The following is a 20,215-nucleotide window of genomic DNA, read 5'->3' on the forward strand; positions in this document are numbered from 1 at the left end:
CTGGGCGAGCCGCCTCCGCGTGCCCGTCCTGCGTCCCGCGTCGAGGCCACCACCACTGCCACCAACTGCGGCTCGTGCCGCCTCACGTTGTTCCGTCCGCCCGCGACACTGCGCGGGCGCCTACTCCCGGAGTCACCATGGCTGAGATCAAGCTCGTCGCCACCACCCGCACCGAGTTCGGCAAGGGCGCTGCGCGCCGCCTGCGTCGCGCGGAGCAGATCCCCGCGGTCCTCTACGGCCACGGCTCGGACCCGCTGCACGTCGCCCTCCCGGGCCACCAGACGATGCTCGCCGTGAAGCAGGCCAACGCGCTGTTCTCGATCGAGCTCGACGGCAAGTCCACGCTCGCGATCACGAAGGACGTCCAGCGCGACGTCGTCAAGAACACCATCGAGCACGTCGACCTGCTCATCGTCACGCGCGGCGAGAAGGTCACCGTCGACGTCCAGGTCACCGTGACCGGCGAGTCCTACCCCGGCACGATCCACGTCTTCGAGGCGCAGACGCTGTCGCTCGAGGTCGAGGCGACGCACATCCCCTCCGAGGTCCAGGTCTCCATCGAGGGCCTCACGGGTGGCACCTCCATCACCGCCGGCGAGATCACGCTGCCCTCGGGTTCCACGCTGCTCAGCGACCCCGACCTCACCGTCATCGCGATCAGCGTCCCGCACGCGTCGGCCGACGACCTGGCCGCCGAGGCCGCCGCCTCGGAGATCGCCGCGTCGCAGTCGGCCGCGTCGGCCGCCGCCGCCGAGGCCTGAGCCTGATCCGACGTCTCACCGACGCCCGGTCCGTCATCGACGGGCCGGGCGTCGTCGTGTCTGCCGTGGGATCAGCCGATCCCGGCGCGCACGGGGTCCGGCCGAGGGGTGTCGAGCGAGGCCGGCGGGGTCGACGATCGTCCCGAGCCGACGAAACGCTTCTCCACGAACTGGTAGGAGATCGTCGCCCACACGGTCGACAACGCCATGATGGCCACGACGGCGGCCGCGTAGAACAGGCTCGACCGCCGCTGGCCGTCGATCTCCGACTGCAGAGCCTTGATCATCGGCAGGTGCCAGAGATAGATGCCATAGCTGACGACGCCGACGTAGCGCACGGGCCGGAGCTCGAGCGCAGAGCGGATCCAGCTGGGTCGTGAGCAGGCGCCGATCAGGATGAGGGCGAAGCACGCGGAGAGCATCGGCCGCAGCGCGACGATCGGGAGGACACCCCATCGCGAGTCGCCGGACCAGAACTCCGAGAGCCCGATGCCACGCTGGATGGTCCAGACGACGGCCGCGACCCCCAACGTCCCGACCGCCACCAGACTCATGGCGAACCAGAGGCGAAGTGGCTGGGCGCGCCGCTCGAGGACGGTCCAGAGCGCTGCGGCGGTCATGCCGAACGCGAACTGGTCGATCACGCCAGGGAACTGCATGATCACGTCGAAGTAGGAGTCGACGCCCTCGACGGTGGAGACGACGAGCCAGCGATACGCACAGCCGACGAGCACCGCGCCAGCGAGGCCCACGATCCAGCGCCGCCCGATGAACGCGAGCGCCATGAGCGGCAGCACGATGTAGAAGGCAAGCTCGCAGTACAGCGACCAGTAGACCGGGTTGACGGACGCCACCCCGGCGTATCCGGCGGTGAACGTGGCGTTGGCGACGATCACCGACCAGCCGTGGGCCGACGTCATCAGCGCGGGGACGGTGAGGGTCACCAGGACGAACAGGTTGAGCCAGTAGGCGGGCACGATCCGCCGCACGCGTCGGACGAAGTAGCGCCGGAGCGGCACGGTCCCGCCGTCGCGGGCGGCCCGTGCGAAGGGCAGGAAGAGGATGAACCCCGAGATGGTGAAGAAGAGGTCGACACCGATCCATCCCACGGCCGCCGTCGGGGGAACGGGTCCTGTGCCCTGACGGGCGAGAAAGTTGATGTGATACGCGACGACGGCCGTCGCGGCCAGGGCCCTGAGGCCGTCGAGGCCCTTGATCGAGTGCGACGGCCGGGGGCCGGCGGTGTCAGTTGCTGTTGGCTGCTCTGTCGTCATGCGATCCCGTCCGCGAGCGAGGCACTGTGGGCGTGGGGGGCGGCGCAGCCCAGGCACGGTCGCGCAGGCGGAGCCTCAGGCTAGGGGAGGGCTGCCGGGGTCGGCCACGGTTGGTCGGGTGAACTGACCAACGCTCCCCGGACATCGGCGCTGCCCGCGGAAGGTAGCGTTTCGCCCGAGTCGGTCGTCGCTGCGACGGCCAGGCAGAAGAAGAGAGAGAGGCAGATGACCGACGGACCCTGGCTGGTCGTGGGCCTGGGCAACCCCGGCGCGCAGTACGCCGGCAACCGCCACAACGTGGGCCACATGGTCCTGGACGAGCTGGCGAGGCGCACCGGTGTCAGCTTCGGCACGAAGGGCGGCCTGCTGTCGCGACGACCGCAGGCGGCGGTCGCCGAGGCTCGCCTCGGCGTGCTGCCGGGCGGCGTCCCGGGGCCGCGAGTGGTGCTGGCCAAGCCGACCACCTACATGAACGTGTCGGGCGGACCGGTCTCGGCGCTCGCGCAGTACTACGACGTGCCGGTCGAGCGGACGATCCTCGTGCACGACGAGCTCGACATCCCGTTCGCCGACGTCCGGCTCAAGCGCGGTGGGGGCGAGGGCGGCCACAACGGCCTGCGCGACACCAGCAAGGCCCTGGGCAGCAAGGACTACGTGCGCGTCCGCGTCGGCGTCGGGCGCCCGCCGGGTCGCATGGACGCGGCCGAGTACGTCCTGCGCGACTTCGCCAAGGTCGAGCTCAAGGAGCTCCCGTGGCTGCTGGACCGTGCCGCGGACGCCGTCGAGGCGGTCGTCGTGAAGGGTCTCGAGGCCGCTCAGCTGGAGTTCCACACCCGTTCCTGAGCCGTCATCGTCTGTTCACTCGTCTGAGGGTGAAGTCGGCACAAGCCGGGTGAAATCGGACACAAGGTACTGAACGGTACAGATCGTCGCTATAGCCTCTCCGTGTCCACAAAGCACACACGAGGGGTGGGGGAGTAGTGACGCTCGCAGCGGATCACGAGTACTCGCTCTTCCACGACCCTGCGGACCGTCGCGGAACCGCGAGCGAGCCGCGTCGGTCGTGGGCCTCCTCGCAGCCCTTCGAGCAGCGCAGGACGCTGCAGGACGCCGACGACAAGGCCACCGGCTGGCGTTCGGTCGGCAGCCGCTACGGTCTCGCGGCCGTCGCCTCCGACGCCGGGATCGCCGTGTTCGTCACGGGCATCACGCTGGCCCGCTCGTACGACCTGCGCACCTCGCTCGGCCTGGGCATCCTCGGTGCCGCGGCCTTCGTCGGCCTCGTCGCCGCCTTCGGTGGCTACCGCGCCCGGCACCTCGGCGACGGCCCGGGGGAGTTCCAGTCGCTGCTGCGTGCCGCCGTCTCCGCGGCGCTGGGGCTCATGGTCCTCGGCTACGTCTTCCAGGTCCCCGTGCCGCGGGCGCTCGTGCTCGTCGGGCTTCCGGTGGGGACGGCCCTGTGCTGGTTGTTCCGCCACATGCAGCGTCGGTGGTTGCACCGGTGGAGGCAGTCCGGCGCCGCGATGATGACCACGGTCGTCGTCGGTGACCCGGACTCGGCGAGCAAGGTCATCCGTGACCTCACCATCGCCCCGCACCACGGCTACCGGATCGACGGTGTCTGCATCCCGTCGCTGAACGGTGAGCGCGCCGTCGCGGGCGCTCCGGTGCTCGGCGCCGTCGCGGACGTCGTGCAGGTGGTCGCGGACCGCCAGATCGACGTGGTGGTCGTGACCGGCAACTACCTGTCGGGTGCTGCGCTGCGCCGCCTGTCCTGGGCCCTGGAGCGGGCCGGGGCGCACCTGGTCGTCGCGCCGGACATCATCGAGGTCTCCGGGCCGCGCCTGACCGTGCACCCCACCGCGGGGCTCTCGCTGCTCGAGGTCGAGGTGGGTTCGCCCCGCCGTCGCCTCGTCGCCAAGATGTTCATCGACGTGACCCTCGCCGCGATGGCGCTCCTGGTCTTCGCCCCCGTCATCGCGGTCGCCGCGATCGCGGTGCGGGCCACCAGCAAGGGTGGTGCCTTCTACAAGCAGACCCGCGTCGGCATCGACGGTCGCCCGTTCACCATGTGGAAGCTGCGCACCATGTACTCCGACGCCGACCAGCGCCGCGAGGCGCTGCTCGACTCTCGCATCGGCGACGGCGTGATGTTCAAGATGGCCGAGGACCCCCGCGTGACGCGCGTCGGCAAGGTGCTCCGCCGGTACTCGCTGGACGAGCTTCCCCAGCTGTTCAACATCCTGCACGGCGACATGGCCCTCGTCGGCCCTCGCCCTCCGCTGCTCGAGGAGGTGGAGGCGTACGAGGACCAGGTCCAGCGTCGGCTCCACGTCCGCCCGGGCCTGACCGGGCTGTGGCAGGTCAGCGGTCGTTCGAACCTCGGCTGGATGGAATCGGTCCAGCTCGACCTGCGGTACGTCGACAACTGGTCCGTCACGATGGACATGCTGATCCTCTGGAAGACCGCTCGCGCGGTCGTCACGGGGAACGGCGCGTACTGACGACGCAGACATCGCCCGGGTGAATCGATCCCATCCGGACCCGGTCGGGCAGCCCACGACCTAGGCTCGCCGCGCGCGAATCAGAGCCCACGACGAGCGAGGAGACCCGATGAGCGAGCCGAAGGCCCCCATCCGTCGGAACCTCTCGATCGCGATGGTCGGGACGCGGGGCGTGCCGGCGCGGTACGGAGGCTTCGAGACCGCCGTCGAAGAGGTCGGGCGCCGGCTCGCCGCCCGGGGTCACGCGGTGCGCGTGTACTGCCGGTCGCAGGACGAGCCCGCCCGTGGCGAGTACCTGGGCATGGAGCTGGTGACGCTCCCCGCGATGCGCAGGCGCTCGCTCGAGACGCTCAGCCACACCGCTCTGTCGGTCGCCCACCTGGCGGCGCACCGCACCGACGTCGCCTTCGTGTTCAATGCCGCGAACTCGCCGCTCCTGCCGGTGCTGCGCGCGCGACGCATCCCGGTCGCCACCCACGTCGACGGGCTCGAGTGGAAGCGCGCCAAGTGGGGCGGCACCGGGCGTCGGTACTACCGGACGGCCGAGGGGCTCTCCGTGCGCTGGTCGGACGGTCTGATCGCCGACGCCCGAGGCATCAGCGACTACTACGACGCCGAGTTCGGCGCCGTGACGAGCCTGATCACGTACGGCGCGCCGCTGCTGATCGACCCGCCGGACGACAAGCTCGCGCAGTTCGGCGTCGTCCCAGGCGGGTACCACCTCGTCGTCGCGCGGTTCGAGCCCGAGAACCACGTCGACGTCGCCGTCGCGGGGTACGTCCGTTCCCATGCCCGGCTGCCCCTTCTCGTCGTGGGGTCCGCCCCGTACGCCGACGAGTACACCGCGAAGGTGCGCGCCGCGGCGGGGGACGACGACCGCGTGCGCCTCCTCGGTGGCGTCTGGGACCAGGACGCGCTGGACCAGCTCTACGCGCACGCCCTGACCTATGTGCACGGGCACTCGGTGGGCGGCACCAACCCGTCGCTGCTGCGTGCCATCGGTGCCGGCACCTCGACGATCGCCTACGACGTCTCGTTCAACCGCGAGGTGCTGGGCGTGCCGGGCCGGTACTTCACGTCCGCCGACGACGTGGCCGCGGCGGTCGCGGAGGCCGAGTCCGACCCCGCCGCCGCGGAGGCACGGGGCAAGGCACTGCAGGACCGTGCGCGCGACTACGACTGGGACGACGTCGCTCGCGGGTACGAACGGCTCGCCTACGAGCTGCGCAACCGGACGGCGCCAGGCCCTCAGCGCAGTCGCCGCAGCACCACCGACACTCCGACCGCCGCGAGGAACTGATGAGCCAGACGACGGGCCCGGCCACGAGCTACCGGGACACGGTCCGGCTCCTCGCCGGTGCCCAGAAGGGCGCGGCGCGCAGCGCGCCCGCCTACTCGCGGTTCGTGAACCGTCGACTGGGCCGGCTGCTCGCAGCGTGGGCATACCGGCGAGGTCTGTCGCCGAACGCGGTGACCGGGCTGAGCGCGCTCGCGACGTTCTCCGGTATCGCGCTGCTCGCCCTGTTCGCGCCGTCGTGGATCGTCGGCGCTGCGGTCGCGCTGCTCCTCGTCCTCGGATACGCCCTCGACTCGGCCGACGGTCAGGTCGCGCGGCTCACCGGTCGGGGGTCACCCGCCGGGGAGTGGCTGGACCACGTCGTCGACGCGACCAAGATCTCCGCGATGCCGCTGGCCCTCGCCGTCGGCCTCTTCCGCTTCGACACGGTCGACGTGGGCTGGCTCGCCGTCCCGCTCGTGCACGCCGTCGCCGGTGCCGTCTTCTTCTTCGCGATGATCCTCACCGAACAGCTGCGTCGCGCCCACGGGGTGCAGAGCACTGCCTCGACCGAGGGCCGGGCGCCGTGGCTGCGCTCGCTGCTCGTCATCCCGACCGATTACGGCGTCCTGTGCCTGTCGTTCTTCCTATTCGGGGCGCCGACCGTGTTCTTCGGGGTCTACACGGTGATCGTCGCGTGCACGGCGGCATTTACCTGTGCGGCAGCAGTGAAGTGGTTCCGTGAGATTGGTCACCTCGGCGCATAAGCGGAATTGCCGCTTTGTCCGATTTGACGCCGGATCCACATCTTGCGCCCGGGCGCGGGGGACCGCGACGGTCCGAGCTTCTCTGCGCGGCCCCGTCAGAGCTAGTTGTCACGACTCGTGTCACGCGCTCTGTTACAGCGTGAGCGAGCGTGGGTAAGCGGTTGCTCGCTCGCTCGGCCTGTCATGGGCTACTCCGATCGGGCGAACGACGCGCGACGACCGTCCACATGTTGGACAAACGACCAGGTATTTCTGAGAGTGTCGCAGATCACAACCACAGCGATATGTCCGTGTGATAGTCGGGCCGCCGACAATGACTCCGCAGATCAGCCATTCGTGACGTTTCGGAATGTCCGGTTTGCCCATTGGCGGGCGTCGTCTCCTCAGTTGTCACGAGACCTGGGGATAGGTTCTGTCACACGCGTTCTGACACCTAGGGTCCTCGGCTAGCACTCGTCCCCCGAGTGAGAGCGAGCCCCTAGGAGAGATTCGAATGAGCATTCGCAGGCAAGAGACGGAGCGCCATCAGCGCTCCCGCGACGCGCGCCGCGACGGTGTGTCAGCGCGTCCCCGGTTCGTCCGCAAGCCGTCCGTCTGGGCGGGCGCCCTGGTCGCCGCGCTGACGATGGGCGTCGTCGCCGTCGCCACCGGCCCTGCGGCCTCCGCGGCCCAGACCGAGACCCAGGCCGTCGGATCGACGCTCCTCGACTACCAGCTGGTCGGGTCCAACACCTCGGTCGTCGTCCCGCTCAAGGGTGTGCCGGCCGACGCGACCTCCGCGACGTTCGAGCTGACCGCCAAGTACGCGTACAAGGCCACGAACCTGTCGATCTGCCCCGGCACCGTCGTCACCGACGCGTGCAAGGCGGCACCCTCCTTCGTGACGCCCGTGCAGACCCAGGGCACCACAACCGTGACGGTCCCGCTTGCGGGCGCCGGTGGCAACGTCGTCCTGTACAACTCCGTCGCCAGCGTCCGCGCGACCCTCAAGCTCACCTCCGTGCAGATCCCGCTCGTCGAGGTGCCCCGCGACTACGCGACGAACGTGCTGCTGCCGTCGGGAACGGCGCAGACGATCGACCTCGCCGACCTGCCCAGCACGGTCTCGACCGCGACGTTCACGGTGTCCGCGAAGTACGCGTACAAGGCGTCGAACATCTCGGTCTGCGCCGGAGCCACCGCGACGCCTGAGTGCCTCGCAGCGCCCGCGCTCGTCACGCCGGTCCAGTCCCTCGGCTCCGCGAAGGTCACTGTCAACCTCGCCGGTGCCGGCCGCAAGGTCACGCTGCAGAACTCGGTCGCGAGCGCGCGTGTCTGGCTGGTCCTCAACTCCTACACGACGACCGCGGGCAGCACCGTGACGTCGCCGGTCGCCGTTCCGACGCCGACCCCGACGCCGACGCCGACCCCGACGCCGACGCCGACCCCGACGCCCACGCCGACGCCGACCCCGACGCCCACGCCGACGCCGACCCCGACGCCCACGCCGACCCCGACGCCGACCCCCGTGCCGAAGCCGGGCCCGGCGGGCGCGACGAACACCGGTGTCCCCGCCGGCACCAACCTGACCGTCCACGAGGGCAACCTGACGGTCTCGGTGGCGAACACCGTCATCAACGGGCTGGACATCCACGGGTTCGTCACGATCGCCGCGCCCGGCGTCGTGATCAAGAACAGCATCATCCGTGGTGCGTACACCGAGTACGACAAGGGCCTGGTCATGCTCTCCAAGACGACGCCGTCGAGCGTCACGATCCAGGACTCAGAGCTGGTCCCGACCTACGAGTCCGCGCACGTCCGCGGCATCATCGGCGCGAACTTCACTCTGACCCGGGTCAACATCCACCGGGTGATCGACCAGGTCCTGATCACCGGTGACAACGTCACGGTCCAGAACTCCTGGCTGCACGACAACCTGTACTACGAGCAGGACCCCAACTACAACAACACCCCGTCGCACAACGACAACATCCAGATCTCGATCGGGAAGAACCTCCGGTTCCTCAACAACACCATGAACGGCACCAAGAACGCCGCGATGATGGTGACGCAGGACCGCGGGACCGTGACCGACCTGGTGTTCTCGGGCAACAACGTCGACGGTGGCGCCTGCTCGATCAACCTCGCTGAGAAGGCCTACGGCCCGCTCAGCGGGCTGACCATCAAGGACAACGTCTTCGGTCGGAACACGAAGGTCGCCAACTGCGCGATCCTCTCGCCGTCGACGACGACGCCTCTGCTCACGCTCGGCAACAACACCTACACCGACGGTGCGGCGGTGACCGTCCACCGCGGCTGACGCGACAGCCACGCGGCTCCGGCCGTGTTCGATGCCCGTCACTCCCTTTCCGGGGTGGCGGGCATCGTCGTGGGTGCCGGTCGTGTGATTCCGGACGCACACGCGTGTCTCGAACGGGTGATGCCCAGGCGCCCGGTGTATAGGAGGTGCCCGGCGCCGGAGACAGCCTGCGCACCGCGTGCTCAATCTCTCTACTCGCGAGCTGCCGGACCGACACGTGCGGGTGGCTCCTGAGCGGTGCGCGACTGGGCCGATCGGGTCGGTGAACCGCGAGTCCGTGCTTCTTGACCGTTTCCGGCCACCCTCCCGGGTGGACCGCCGGCGGCCGCGGCGGCCATCCGTGGAGGGCGACCGGATGCGGCGGGAGGCACTGGATGTCGGCTCGACGCGGCTCGGCGGGTGGTCATTCCTCACCCGACCCCGTAGGTTGACCGGAACTTCCGAGGGCCAAACGGGTGATCCCGGTTGCCACCCGACGTCCGCATGTTGGACAGGCGACCATATTTCCCGTCGGAGTGATGCAGGTCACAGGTGGCGGAGATTTGTCCGGGTCCTGTCGGTATCTCCCGAAGGAGTTGGCTGATCAGCGGACGAAGGCTGTTCAGCGTGTCCGAAATGCCCCCCGAGGGCATCCGAGCAACCGTGCACGGAATCAGAGCCAGACGGTTCTGGTGCCGTCCGATTAACCCCTAGGCTCCCGAATCAGCACTCACCCGACCGTGCGAGCAGCGAGCCATGGAGGCACCGATGACAGTTCCCCGGCACGCCACACGTGAACGACCGGCCCCGTCCCGCGGCATCTCAGCAGCAGTCCGAACCCTCTCGTCGACGTCTCGTCGAACCCAGATCTGGGCAGGTGCAATGGCCGCCGTCCTGGCCGTCACCGCCTTCTCGATCACGACCGGGGAGCGCGCAAGCGCCGCCACCGTCACGCAGGTGGCGTCCGGCACCCTCGTCGACGCGCAGGTTCTCGCTCCACGCGCGAGCGTCGTCGCCTCTCTTCCGGCGGCACCCGCCAACGCCGTCTCGGCGACCTTCGAGGTCACCGGTCGCTGGGCCTGGCGGTCCACGAGCATCTCGGTCTGCCCCGGCACGGTGGTGACCGACGCCTGCAAGGCATCGCCGGCACTCGTGACCCCGGTCCAGTCGCTCGGTACAGCGACCGTGACGGTCCCGCTGGCCTCCGCGGGCGGCAAGGTCGTCGTCTACAACTCCCTGGCGAGCGTCCGCGTCAGCGTCAAGCTCGTCTCCTACACCGTGCCGACCACCGACACGTCGACCAGCTACGTCGACAACGTCGTGATGGCCCCCAAGACGTCCAGGACGGTGACGCTCAGCGGCGTCCCGTCCAACGTGGCCACGGCGACGTTCACGGTCTCGGCGAAGTACGCATGGACGCCCACCAAGATCTCGGTCTGCGCAGGCTCGACGGCCTCCGCGGAGTGCATCGCCAAGCCCGCGCTCGTCAGCCCGACGCAGTCGCTCGGCAAGGCGACGGTCACCCTGAACATGACGGGAGCCGACCGCAAGGTCACGGTGTACAACTCCACGGCCAGCGCTCGCGTCTGGCTCGTGCTCACGGGCTTCACCACGACTCCCGCCGGGGCGACAGCGCCTCCGCCGGTAGCCGCGCCGACGCCGACTCCGACGCCGACTCCTTCCCCGACGCCGACTCCTTCCCCGACGCCGGCACCCGCTCCGGCTCCGGACCCCGCACCGGCTCCCGCTCCGGCACCGGCTCCCGCACCGGCACCGGCTCCGGCGCCCGCACCGGCTCCCGCTCCGGCACCGGCACCTGCTCCCGCGCCCGCTCCGGCTCCCGCGCCGTCAGGCGGACGCCCGGGTGCGACGAACACCGGCGTCCCCGCCGGGACGCCGCTGACCGTCGCCAACGGTGACATCCGCGTGACGACGCCCAACGCGGTGATCGACTCGATGGACATCCGCGGGTTCGTGGTGGTCGCCGCCCCGGGCGTCGTCATCAAGAACAGCATCATCCGCGGTGCGAACACCGACTACGACCGGGGCCTCGTCATGGTCGCGGCCGGTACCGGAAGCGTCACGATCTTGGACTCCGAGCTCGCACCGAGCACCGAGAGCTATCACATCCGCGGGATCATCGGCGCGAACTTCACGCTCGATCGGGTCAACGTCCACCACGTCATCGACCAGGCGCTCATCACGGGTGACAACGTGACGATCCAGAACTCCTGGTTCCACGACAACTCGTACTGGGCGCAGGACCCGAACTACAACAACACCCCGTCGCACAACGACAACATCCAGATCTCGATCGGGAAGAACCTGCGGTTCGTCAACAACACCCTGACCGGCACGAAGAACGCGGTCATGATGGTGACCCAGGACCGCGGGACGGTGACGGACCTGCAGTTCAACGGGAACTACGCCGATGGTGGCGCCTGCTCGGTGAACCTCGCCGAGAAGTCCTACGGCCCGCTGCGGGGGCTCTCGTTCAAGGACAACGTGTTCGGCCGGAACACGAGGGTCGCCGACTGCGCGATCATCGCGCCGGGCACCACGGCCCCGCTGCTCTCGCTGAGCAACAACGTGTACACCGACGGCAAGCCGGTGGTCGTGCACAAGGGCTGACCAGCACGAGCACTCCACGAAGCCCCCGGACCGCCCGKCGGTCCGGGGGCTTCGTCGTGCCGGGAGCAGGCGAGGCCGTCCGCCCGGGAGCAGCACGACCGACCTCGTAGCCCAGGACCGGTGCAGCGCGACCAGTCTCGCGCCGCTCAGGGCACGGTGCAGCACGACCGGACCCGCGTCGCTCAGGCTCGGTGCAGCGCCAGCTTCACGGCGAAGGTCACGTCGAGCACGTCCCGCCGCAGCGGCCGGATCACGAGGCATCCGACGCCGAGGACCAGGACGTAGACGACGGCCTCGATCCCGAGGGCGGCCCAGGGCGACGCCGGGTCGATCGCGTACGCGGTCAGGTAGGCGGCCAGACCGCTGACCGTGAACGCGGTCAGGGTGCGCAGAGCGCCGCCGATCAGGGACCAGAGCTGGACCGGGGTGTGCCGCGACAGCCACCACAGCGACAGGGGCCAGGACAGCATGGGGGCGAGCGCGAAGCCGGCGGCCACGCCGACCGTCCCCCAGTGGCTGCCACCGACGACGCACACGATCTTGATGGCCGCGGACACCAGCGTGTACCGCAGGAGGACCCCGGTCAGCCCTCGGGCCAGGTACACCCAGTACCCGACGTATGCGAGCGTCGCGAACGCGCCGGCGACCGCGAGCAGACGGATCAGGGGTGTCGCGGCCAGCCACTGCGCGCCGAGCAGGATGTCGGTCAGGGGCTCCGCCGCGGCCACGACGAAGGCCAGGCCGGCGACGAGCCCGTAGGCGAGCGCGAGCTGCCCTCGGCGCACGAACTCCGCGAAGCGCACCGGGTCGTCGCGGAGCCGGCTCAGGATGGGCAGCGCGACCGTCGTCGTCGGGGAGCGCAGCTGCGACAGCGTCGACATGAGCAGCTGGTAGGCACGGTTGTAGAGGCCGAGCTGGGTGGCGCCGAACCGGACGCCGATGGTGAGCGAGTCGACGTTGTTGCTCGCGTACGCGACCAGCTGGGTGGCCATCAGGTTCCAGCCGAACGAGAGGAGCCCGCGCATCGGCACGCCCCGTCGGGGGAGCCCGGGCTTCCACGGCGCGACGATCAGCACGCCGATCAGCAGCGCGAGCGCCGCGGTGAGCTGCTGGCCGACGAGCGCCCAGTACCCGGCGCCGAGCAGTGCCATGACGATGGCGACCGCCAGCGCGACGACCGCGCTGCCGACGTCGATGACGGCGAGCCGGGCGAAGGCCATGCGGCGCGTCAGGTCCGCCCGGAACTGCGTGGCCATGCCGTTGAACAGGAACGTGAATGCCAGGGCGTGCACCACCTGCACGAGGTCGGGCTCGCCGTAGAGGTGCGAGATCGGGAGGGCGAGCGACGCCGTGAGGACGCAGAGCAGAGCGCCGATGCCGGAGTTCAGCCAGAAGAGGTTGCTGCGCTGCGCCACGCTGAGCGTCTTGGCCTGGATGGCCGCCGACGAGAGCCCGAAGTCGCGGAACAGCTCGCCGATCCCGGTCACCGCGGTGACCATCGCGATCAGTCCGTAGTCGGTGGGGGAGAGCAGTCGGGCCAGGACGACGACGCCGCCCACCTGCAGCACGATGCGGATCGCCTGGCCGCCGATCGTGACGAAGGCGCCGCGGGCCGCTCGGCGGCCCATGCCGCGCACGTCCTTGCCGTACTCGGCCGGACCTGCCGTGACGGACTCGGCGTCCTGGTCCGCGGGGCTCATCGGCGCAGTGCCGCCCGCAACGCGTCCTGCGCCGGGACCAGCAGCTCGTCGGCGCGGGTGCGGACCTTCTCGGCCTGCGCCCAGAGCCCGGGGTCCCCGACGCGCTCGAGCACCTCGCCCGAGGGGTCCTGCGACGTGCGCAGGTCGACGGTGTGGGACCAGTCGAGCGCGTCGAGCAGGGGCGCGAACTTGCGGGAGTAGGCGAGCGGAAGCGCCGGGACGCCCATCGAGAGGGCATTCAGGCACGCATGCATGCGCGAGCCGATCACGAGCTCGCCCGACGCGATCACCGCACGGACGTCGTCGAGGTCGGTCGGGACGACCACCTCGACCTCGGGGTGGCGCTCGACGACGGCGCGCACGGCGGGGACGTCGTTGTCGGCGAGCGGGGAGTCGAGCACGTGGGCGAGCAGGGTGACCCGCCGGCCCGCTGCGAGCAGGCGGGTCGTCAGGTCGTCGATCGTGCGCTGGTACGCCGGGCCGTCGACGTGCGGGCTACCGTTCCAGAGCAGTCCCGACACGTTCAGCAGCACGTCACGCGTGTGGGTGAGCTCGGGCACGGGCAGGGCGAACACGACGTCGGTGGTGAGGATGTCGACGTCGCGGCCGAGGGCGTGCGCTGCGGCGGCGCTCTCCGGGTCGCGTGCCATTGTCACGGCGGAGCCCTTGAGCGAGTGCCGCGCGAGCGCCCGGCCGGTGCGGGTGGTGAACGGCCCGATCGTCTGCGGACCCAGCACCACCGGGACGCCGGCGCGCTTGGCCAGGTCGGCGAACGCCGCCATCGTCGCGAGGCGCTTGGTGCCGTAGATGTCCGCGAAGCTGTCGCCGGACCGGGTGTCGATCACCAGGTCGTAGGTGGCCAGCCAGTCGCGCACCTGGTGCCGGTCGACGTGCTCGCGCACGAGGCTGCGCAGGCTGCCGACGGGGACCGGCGAAGCGCCCTTGCCGAAGTTCTGGAAGTCGACGTCCACGTCGCCGAACGTGGTGCGGGCCAACGCCGCCGAGCCGTGCGCGAGCGCACGGACCCCGAGGTTGCGAGACCGGTCGTCGGCCCAGGCGACGAGCACCCGCATGCGTTACCTCCTGGTCGGGGCGACGGACGTCCCATGTATTTGAGACGCCAAATCTAGTTGTCGAGACGATGCCCGAAGCGTCCGAAATGGGGTGAACTGTCCGGGCGTTCGGATGAACTACCCGGCAGCAGAGCTGAGCAGGCGGGCGATCCGCTCGTCGTACAGCGCGGTGCCGAACCGCTCGTGGGCGTCAGCCTCCCCGCGGGCGCCGAGCGTGGCCCGCAGCGTGTCGTCGGCGATCAGCCGGTCCACCGCGTCCGCGAGCGCGACCGGGTCACCCGGTTCGACGAGCAGGCCCGTCTCCTCGTCGCGAAGCACCTCGGTGAGACCCTGCACGCGGGAGGCGACGACGGGCCGGCGGGCCAGGAGCCCCTCGACGGCGGTGTTGCCGAACGGCTCGGTGCGTGACGGGACCAGGACGACGTCGCAGTCGGCGAGCTCGTGCCAGGTCGGGTTCACGTACCCGAGCAGCGAGACCCGGCCGGCGAGGTCCGGCTCGGACGCCCGGGCGCGCAGCTCCTCCTCGTACCACTCGTACCCGGGGAACACGGTCCCGCAGACGCTGATCGTCACGTCCCGGCCGCGGCGGACCAGCTCGCCCACGGCGTCGAGCGCGACGTCGATCCCCTTGCGCGGGGAGAGCCGGCCGATCACGGCGAGGTGCCACGGGTCGCCGGTGGAGCGGGTGCGCGCGGACGGGGGTTCCGGAGGCCCAGGGACTCCGTTGTGGACCACGGTCACCCGGCCCGCCAGCCGCGGGAGCGTGTCGGTGACGACGGAGGCGGCGGCCGCGCTGTTGGCGACGATCTCGCGGGCGAGCGCGAGCGGTGCGTTGAGCACGAGGGAGACGAGCGGGTGCTGGTCCAGCTCGGCCTCGTGCACGTGGGCCAGCGACGGGCGCCGCGCGAGGCGACCGGCGACGAGCCACCACGGGATGGTCACCGTGTTGACGTAGAGCAGGTCGGCGCGGGTCGAGCGCAGCAGTCGGACGGCGCCGACCGTCGCCGCGGTGGCCTGCCAGGCGAGCCGCAGGATGCGCAGCGGGTGCAGCAGCGACTTGCGCAGGACGGGGAACGGGACGACGCGGACTGTCGCGCCGCTCGCCTGCGCCAGCTCGACCAGCGGCCCGGTCGCGGGCAGGACCAGCAGCACGTCCCAGCCGTCGGCCCGGGCCGCCTCGATCGAGCGGAGCATCTGGCGGTCCGAGCCGTACAGGTCGGGCGACGGGTGCGCCAGGACGAGCCGTCTCATGCGGCCCGCCCTCCGTGGCGCGCGACGAACCAGGCGCCCTCGCTCGTCCCGCGGATCGCGGCCCAGACGGGGCCGGGGGAGCGGAGCAGCTGACGACGGCCGCCGCGCAGCAGGACCTCCCACGCGAAGGCGGGGGCGCGCAGCACCCAGCGGCGCTGCGCGGCGCGGTCGAGGTTGCGGGCGGCGAAGACGAGCCTGCTGCGGCAGTTGTGCCGGTAGTAGACGTCGGACTTGCGACGTGTCCCGGAGTGGTCCTGCGTCCCGCCGACCTCGTGCACGGCCGTGAGGTCGTCACGCACGACGAGGTGGCGACCGGTCGTCGTCATGCGGAAGGAGAGGTCGACGTCCTCCCAGTAGAGGAAGAACGCGTCGTCGAAACCTCCCACGTCCGACCAGGTGGAGACCGTCATCGCGAAGCACGCCCCGCTGATCCACGCGACGGGTCCGGCGCGCAGACCGGTGGTCCGGCCCCGCGTGAGGTCGAGTTCGCCCCCGACGGACCAGACCCGCCCGTCGGAGCGGACGATCCGGGGACCGACCAGCACGGACGGGTCCGACCGGGCCGCATCGAGGAGAGCCCGTGCGGCGTCCGCGTCGAGACCCAGGTCCGGGTTGAGCACGAGGAAGGTGTCGCAGCCGAGCGCGACCGCCTCGGTCACGCCCCGGTTGACCCCGGCGCCGAAGCCGTCGTTGGGCGTCTGCACCAGGTGCCACCTGCGCGAGCTGGCCACCTCGAAGGCAGCCGCGCGCGACTCCTCGGTGGTCGAGTTGTCGACCACGACGACCTGGGCCTCGAGCTCCGCGGCGAGCGGTGCGAGGTACTGCTCGAGCATCGCGTGGGACCCGTGGTTCACGACGACCACGGCGCTGCGTCCGTCCACGCGCTCGCCTCCCCTGTGTCGCCGCCGGTGGGTGCGCCGGAGAGCCCGGCGGGTCGGAGCGTATCTCGCGGGCACGGGCGTGCAGAGCGGGGCGGTCGGGTGAATCGGTAGCATCCGGGCACGACCAGACGGGAGCGACCATGGCGGACGGCAGCACGAGGGCGACGACCGGTCGGCTGCGCGTCCTCGAGTCGTTCGGTCCGCCACGGCAGACGACGAACCCGCACTCGGTGCTCCTGCTCGACGCGCTGCGGCACCACGCGGACGTCGAGACGTTCACCTGGAAGCGGGCCCTGACGTCGCGGTACGACGTGTTCCACGTGCACTGGCCCGAGGTCGTGGTCACCAAGAGCACGTGGCCGCGGCGGCTCGCGGCGTGCCTGCTGCTGGCCGTCGCGCTCGTCCGGTTCCGGCTGCGCCGGACGGCGATCGTCCGGACGGCGCACAACGTGGCGCCGCACGAGGACAAGGACGTCGTGACGCGGGCGGTCCTGCGGCTGACCAACCGGTGGACCACCTGGTGGATCCGCCTGAACGACACGACGCCGACGCCCTCGGGCGTGCCCGCGACGACGATCCCGCTCGGCGACTACGGCGACTGGTACTCCGGCCACGCGCGCGGCGACGCGCAGCCCGGTCGACTGTTGTTCTTCGGTCTGATCCGGCCCTACAAGGACGTTCCCACCCTGCTGCGCGCGTTCGGCCGGGTTCCCGACGAGGATGCGCGCCTCGTCGTCGCGGGAAAGGCGTCGTCGCCGGAGGTGGAGCGAGAGGTCCGGGCTGCGGCGACGGGCGACGAACGCGTCGAGCTCCACCTGGGGCACGTCGCCGACGCCGACCTCGCGGCGTCGGTCGCGGCGGCCCAGCTCGTCGCCCTGCCGTACCGCGAGATGCACAACTCGGGCGCCGTCCTGCTCGCCCTCACCCTGCGCCGGCCGGTGCTGGTCCCCGCGAACGCAGTCACGGACGCGATGGCGGACGAGGTCGGTGCCTGGTGGGTGCAGCGCTTCGACGGCGACCTGACGCCCGATGTCCTGACGGCCGCGCTCGCGGCGACCACGGACGGCCCGCCCGAGCCGCCCGACCTGTCGGCCCGCAGCTGGGACGCCCTGGCAGTGCGGCACGTCGCGGTGTTCCGGGACGCCGTGGCGCGGGTCCGGCGCGGGTGAGCAGTGGGGTGAATCACGCCGTGGGCCGGGGATCGGGCGATGACGCGAAACGGACATTGCTGCACACTCAGTCCATCCCTCGTGAATGGAGTCGCCGGTGTCACGACCCCTCCCCGCCGCTGCTGACCTGGGCGACCAGGTGAGTGCCCAGGTGCTGGGCGTGACGATCGCGATGCTCACCTACCGTCGCCCGGACGATCTGCGCGCGGTCGTCCCGCTGCTGCTCGAGCAGGCGTCGCAGGTCTCGGACCGCGTCGAGCTGCTCGTCGTCGACAACGACCCCGACGGCGGCGCCGCGGGGACGGTCGCGGCGTTCGGCGACCCGGTCCGCTACGTGCACGAGCCGACGCCGGGCATCGCGGCGGGCCGCAACCGAGCGCTGGACGCGTCCGGGGGCGCGGACCTGCTGATCTTCATCGACGACGACGAGCGCCCGACGCCCGGCTGGCTGGCCTTCCTGCTCGACGCGTACCGGTCGTCCGGTGCCGCGGCCGTCGTGGGACCCGTCGTCTCCGAGATGGCGGTACCGCTGGAGCCCTGGGTCGAGGCGGGCCGGTTCTTCGACCGGCGGCGCCTGCCCACCGGAACGCCCATCGACGTGGCCGCGACCAACAACCTGCTCCTCGACATGACGGTCGTGCGGCGCCTCGGCCTGCGCTTCGACGCGGCGTTCGGCCTCAGCGGTGGTTCCGACACCCTCTTCACGCGGCAGCTCGCAGCCAGCGGCGCCGCGATGGTGTGGTGCGACGAGGCGATCGTCACCGACGTCGTCCCTGCGGAGCGCACGACCCGGCAGTGGGTGCTGCACCGCGCACGCCGGAGCGGGAACTCGGCGAGCCGGTGCGAGGTCGTCCTCGCCCGGAGCGCGCCGAAGCGGTTCGCCGTCCGCGCGCGATGCGTGGCCCTCGGCGCGCTGCGCGTGGTCACGGGGACCGGACGGTCGGTGCTCGGGCGCGTAGCCCGGTCGGACGTGCACGACGCCAAGGGGCAGCGCACGGCTGCGCGGGGCCGCGGCATGATCTCGGGGGCGCTCGGCAGCGTCGTCTTCGACTACGCGCGCTGATGACCCACGCCGTCACGGTGTCCAGGACGCACGTCGCGGCCGCGTCCGAGCGGCGGCGGGCGGCGCTCGCCGGTCTCCTCGGTGCCGTCATCGTGGCCATCGGGTCCTGGGTACCGGCGCTGTGGACCGACGAGGCGGCGACGATCTCGGCGTCGACCCGGAGCCTGCCCGAGCTCTGGCGGATGGCCCACACGATCGACGCCGTGCACAGCACGTACTACCTGCTCATGCACGGCTGGATCGCCGTCGCGGGTCAGAGCGAGCTCGCCCTGCGCGCGCCCAGCGCGATCGCCGTCGGCATCGCGACGACCGGCGTCTACCTGCTCGCGGTCCGGCTGGGCTGGTCGTCGTACGCACCGGCCGCCGCCGCCGCGTTCGTCCTGATGCCCCGCGTCGCCTGGATGGGGATCGAGGCTCGCCCGTTCGCGTTCGCGACCGCCGCAGGGGTGTGGGCCACCTACGTGCTACTGGTGGCGCTCCGCCGGGGGCGTGCGCGGTGGTGGGTCGCCTACGGTGCGCTCGTCGCGCTCGCCATCCTGCTGAACCTTTATCTCGTGCTCCTCGTCGGCGCGCACCTGGTGTCGCTGCTGCTCACGCATCGTTCGGACCGGCGGATCCTCGTGCGCTGGCTGCTCGCGGCCGGCGTCGGCACCGCCGCGACGTTGCCGATGGTGCTCGCAGCGCTCGGCCAGACCGGGCAGATCGGCGTCGCGCCCCGATCCTTGGCGGAGCTGGCCCGCAACGTCGTCGTGAACCAGTGGTTCCTGGGCGAGACACCCACGGTCTACTCGCGCGGCGCCGACCTCGCGGCTGCGGACCCATCCGTGCACGTCTGGCAGGTCGCCTCCGTCCTGCTCGCGCTCGGGTTCGTGGTGCTCGTCGGCTTCGCCCTGGTGGCAGCCTGGCGTTCCCGCCCCCTCGAGCGCCCGACCGTGGACCTGCTCGCGTGGGCCGTGCCGTGGGTCGTCGTCCCGACGGTCGCCCTGGCCGCCTACGCGATCGTCTCGACCACCTACTCACCGCGGTACCTCGCCTTCACGGCACCCGGGATCGCGCTGCTGGCGGCCTTCGGGCTGGCGTCGCTGCGCCGACATGTCGTCGTGCAGGTCGTCGCTGCGACCGTCCTCGTCTCGCTCGCCATCCCCGTCCTCGTCTCGCAGCGCACCGAGAACGCGAAGAGCGGCTCGGACTGGCGGCAGGTGGCCGAGCGGGTGAGCACGCAGGTCGGGCACGGGGACGGGGTCTACTTCTCACCGCGCGTCGAGGCGACCGGTCCCGAGGTGCGGCTGACCACACGGGGCATCGCCGTGGCCTACCCCGAGCCGTTCGCCGGCACCGTCGACCTGACGCAGCTGACGACGCCGGTCGAGGCGGGCGACCTGTTGGGCACCTCGTCGACGATCGAGGATGCGACCGCGCGACTGGCCGGCGTGGACCGGCTCGTCGTCATCCGTCGGCACGACTACCCGCAGACCGCTGCGGACGCCGACGACGCGGTGCTCCAGGGCGCGGGGTTCGTCAAGGGCGAGACGTGGAACGGGTCCCTCGACGAGGTCGTGACCTTCCAGCGCTGAACGTCCGCCTCGA

The 20,215-nt window shown here is 71.1% G+C and carries 15 protein-coding genes; 10 read left to right on the plus strand and 5 right to left on the minus strand.

Annotated elements, in window-relative coordinates; translation table 11 throughout:
* The first annotated feature begins 137 nt into the window (after positions 1-137).
* Positions 138-761: a 50S ribosomal protein L25/general stress protein Ctc gene (locus tag AC1DUE_RS13040; protein WP_477039853.1), complete on the plus strand. Its 624-nt coding sequence runs from the start codon at positions 138-140 to the stop codon at positions 759-761.
* A 71-nt stretch (positions 762-832) separates the two neighbouring features.
* Here AC1DUE_RS13040 and AC1DUE_RS13045 read toward each other — a convergent pair whose 3' ends face one another.
* Positions 833-2,035 (minus strand): acyltransferase family protein, encoded by a 1,203-nt coding sequence (locus AC1DUE_RS13045; protein WP_477039854.1) that lies wholly within the window; start codon positions 2,033-2,035, stop codon positions 833-835.
* A 225-nt stretch (positions 2,036-2,260) separates the two neighbouring features.
* On the opposite strand from AC1DUE_RS13045, the gene pth reads away from it, so the two are divergent.
* The 6 genes from pth to AC1DUE_RS13075 all read left to right on the plus strand — a co-directional run bounded on the left by pth (position 2,261) and on the right by AC1DUE_RS13075 (position 11,491).
* On the plus strand, positions 2,261-2,878 hold the full coding sequence (gene pth, locus AC1DUE_RS13050; protein ID WP_477039855.1) for an aminoacyl-tRNA hydrolase: 618 nt from the start codon (positions 2,261-2,263) through the stop codon (positions 2,876-2,878).
* A gap of 137 nt (positions 2,879-3,015) precedes the next feature.
* Positions 3,016-4,539: a sugar transferase gene (locus tag AC1DUE_RS13055; protein ID WP_477039856.1), complete on the plus strand. Its 1,524-nt coding sequence runs from the start codon at positions 3,016-3,018 to the stop codon at positions 4,537-4,539.
* Positions 4,540-4,648: 109 nt separating this feature from the next.
* Positions 4,649-5,839 (plus strand): DUF1972 domain-containing protein, encoded by a 1,191-nt coding sequence (locus tag AC1DUE_RS13060; protein ID WP_477039857.1) that lies wholly within the window; start codon positions 4,649-4,651, stop codon positions 5,837-5,839.
* On the plus strand, positions 5,839-6,582 hold the full coding sequence (locus tag AC1DUE_RS13065) for a CDP-alcohol phosphatidyltransferase family protein (RefSeq protein WP_477039858.1): 744 nt from the start codon (positions 5,839-5,841) through the stop codon (positions 6,580-6,582). The genes AC1DUE_RS13060 and AC1DUE_RS13065 overlap by 1 nt, the downstream gene beginning before the upstream one ends.
* A gap of 493 nt (positions 6,583-7,075) precedes the next feature.
* Complete coding sequence (locus AC1DUE_RS13070) at positions 7,076-8,881, plus strand: right-handed parallel beta-helix repeat-containing protein (RefSeq protein WP_477039859.1); 1,806 nt, start codon at positions 7,076-7,078, stop codon at positions 8,879-8,881.
* Positions 8,882-9,742: 861 nt separating this feature from the next.
* The gene (locus tag AC1DUE_RS13075; RefSeq protein WP_477039860.1) at positions 9,743-11,491 is read left to right on the plus strand and encodes a hypothetical protein; all 1,749 of its coding nucleotides are present in this window, start codon (positions 9,743-9,745) and stop codon (positions 11,489-11,491) included.
* A 182-nt stretch (positions 11,492-11,673) separates the two neighbouring features.
* On the opposite strand, the gene AC1DUE_RS13080 is transcribed toward AC1DUE_RS13075, so the two are convergent.
* The 4 genes from AC1DUE_RS13080 to AC1DUE_RS13095 form a co-directional block, all read right to left on the minus strand.
* Complete coding sequence (locus tag AC1DUE_RS13080; RefSeq protein ID WP_477039861.1) at positions 11,674-13,191, minus strand: lipopolysaccharide biosynthesis protein; 1,518 nt, start codon at positions 13,189-13,191, stop codon at positions 11,674-11,676.
* Positions 13,188-14,264 carry a polysaccharide pyruvyl transferase family protein gene (locus tag AC1DUE_RS13085; protein WP_477039862.1) on the minus strand — a complete coding sequence of 359 codons (1,077 nt, stop codon included), beginning with the start codon at positions 14,262-14,264 and terminating at the stop codon, positions 13,188-13,190. The genes AC1DUE_RS13080 and AC1DUE_RS13085 overlap by 4 nt, the downstream gene beginning before the upstream one ends.
* 117 nt (positions 14,265-14,381) lie before the next feature.
* Complete coding sequence (locus tag AC1DUE_RS13090) at positions 14,382-15,515, minus strand: glycosyltransferase family 4 protein (protein WP_477039863.1); 1,134 nt, start codon at positions 15,513-15,515, stop codon at positions 14,382-14,384.
* Entirely contained in the window at positions 15,512-16,396 is an 885-nt protein-coding gene (locus AC1DUE_RS13095; RefSeq protein WP_477039864.1) for a glycosyltransferase family 2 protein, read from the minus strand. The genes AC1DUE_RS13090 and AC1DUE_RS13095 overlap by 4 nt, the downstream gene beginning before the upstream one ends.
* A 140-nt stretch (positions 16,397-16,536) precedes the next feature.
* Between AC1DUE_RS13095 and AC1DUE_RS13100 the strand changes: the two genes are divergently transcribed.
* From AC1DUE_RS13100 to AC1DUE_RS13110, 3 genes are all read left to right on the plus strand, one after another.
* Positions 16,537-17,565, plus strand: coding sequence for a glycosyltransferase (locus tag AC1DUE_RS13100; protein WP_477039865.1), 1,029 nt, complete (start codon positions 16,537-16,539; stop codon positions 17,563-17,565).
* Between the two features lie 97 nt (positions 17,566-17,662).
* The gene (locus AC1DUE_RS13105) at positions 17,663-18,628 is read left to right on the plus strand and encodes a glycosyltransferase family 2 protein (RefSeq protein WP_477039866.1); all 966 of its coding nucleotides are present in this window, start codon (positions 17,663-17,665) and stop codon (positions 18,626-18,628) included.
* A complete protein-coding gene (locus tag AC1DUE_RS13110; protein WP_477039867.1) occupies positions 18,628-20,202 on the plus strand; it encodes a glycosyltransferase family 39 protein in 1,575 nt (524 codons plus the stop codon). The genes AC1DUE_RS13105 and AC1DUE_RS13110 overlap by 1 nt, the downstream gene beginning before the upstream one ends.
* The last annotated feature ends 13 nt before the right edge of the window (positions 20,203-20,215 follow it).

Source organism: Cellulomonas sp. P4_A2 (genome assembly GCF_056402515.1).